The sequence below is a fragment of the Dellaglioa sp. CoH-57-MRSF-19 genome (assembly GCF_056781975.1).
Genome location: NZ_JBXAXW010000011.1, coordinates 1,898 through 3,297, shown reverse-complemented (window position 1 = coordinate 3,297; position 1,400 = coordinate 1,898). Strand labels below are relative to the sequence as shown.

The 1,400-nt window shown below is 45.5% G+C and carries 1 rRNA gene (cut by a window edge); it reads left to right on the top strand.

The features are described from left to right. The first annotated feature begins 123 nt into the window (after positions 1–123). Positions 124–1,400: ribosomal RNA gene (locus AC1RO3_RS07730) — 23S ribosomal RNA — on the top strand (it continues 1,742 nt past the right edge of the window).

The window sequence follows — 1,400 nt, the reverse complement described above, 5'->3', positions numbered from 1 at the left end:
AAATTTGTTCTTTGAAAACTAGATAATATTTATTAAATTTTTAAGCAATAAGCCGAGAAACACCGCGTTTTATTAGTTAAGAACGTAGTTCTTAACAAAACCACTTTGCTTTAAGTAAAGTTAGGTTAAGTTATCAAGGGCGCATGGTGAATGCCTTGGCACTAGGAGCCGATGAAGGACGGGACTAACACCGATATGCTTCGGGGAGCTGTAAGTAAGCTTTGATCCGGAGATTTCCGAATGGGGGAACCCAGCAGTTTTAATCGACTGTTACTATTAACTGAATACATAGGTTATATAGAGGTAAACGCAGGGAACTGAAACATCTAATTACCTGCAGGAATAGAAAGAAAAATCGATTCCCTAAGTAGCGGCGAGCGAACAGGGAAGAGCCCAAACCAAGAAGCTTGCTTCTTGGGGTTGTAGGACTGCTCATTTGAGTTACCAAAGATTTTTATAGTAGAAGAGTCTGGGAAGACTCGCCGTAGAGGGTGATAGCCCCGTATACTAAATGAAAATCTCTCAGAGCAGTATCCTGAGTACGGCGGAACACGAGAAATTCCGTCGGAATCCGGGAGGACCATCTCCCAAGGCTAAATACTCCCTAGTGACCGATAGTGAACCAGTACCGTGAGGGAAAGGTGAAAAGCACCCCGGAAGGGGAGTGAAATAGTTCCTGAAACCATGTGCCTACAAATAGTTAGAGCCCGTTAATGGGTGATAGCGTGCCTTTTGTAGAATGAACCGGCGAGTTACGTTTGCTTGCGAGGTTAAGTTGATAAGACGGAGCCGTAGCGAAAGCGAGTCTGAATAGGGCGCCATAGTAAGTAGACGTAGACCCGAAACCAAGTGACCTACCCATGTCCAGGTTGAAGGTGCGGTAAAACGCACTGGAGGACCGAACTCATGTATGTTGAAAAATGCTGAGATGAGGTGTGGGTAGCGGAGAAATTCCAAACGAACTTGGAGATAGCTGGTTCTCTCCGAAATAGCTTTAGGGCTAGCCTCGGAATTAAGAATCATGGAGGTAGAGCCACTGTTTGGACTAGGGGCCCATCTAGGGTTACTGAATTCAGATAAACTCCGAATGCCATTGATTTATATCCGGGAGTCAGACTGCGAGTGATAAGATCCGTAGTCGAAAGGGAAACAGCCCAGACCACCAATTAAGGTCCCAAAATACATGTTAAGTGGAAAAGGATGTGGAATTGCACAGACAACTAGGATGTTGGCTCAGAAGCAGCCACCATTTAAAGAGTGCGTAATAGCTCACTAGTCGAGTGATTCTGCGCCGAAAATGTACCGGGGCTAAACATGTTACCGAAATTGTGGATGGAACCCATTAGGGTTCCGTGGTAGGAGAGCGTTCTAAGGGCAACGAAGCTAGACCGTAAGGACTG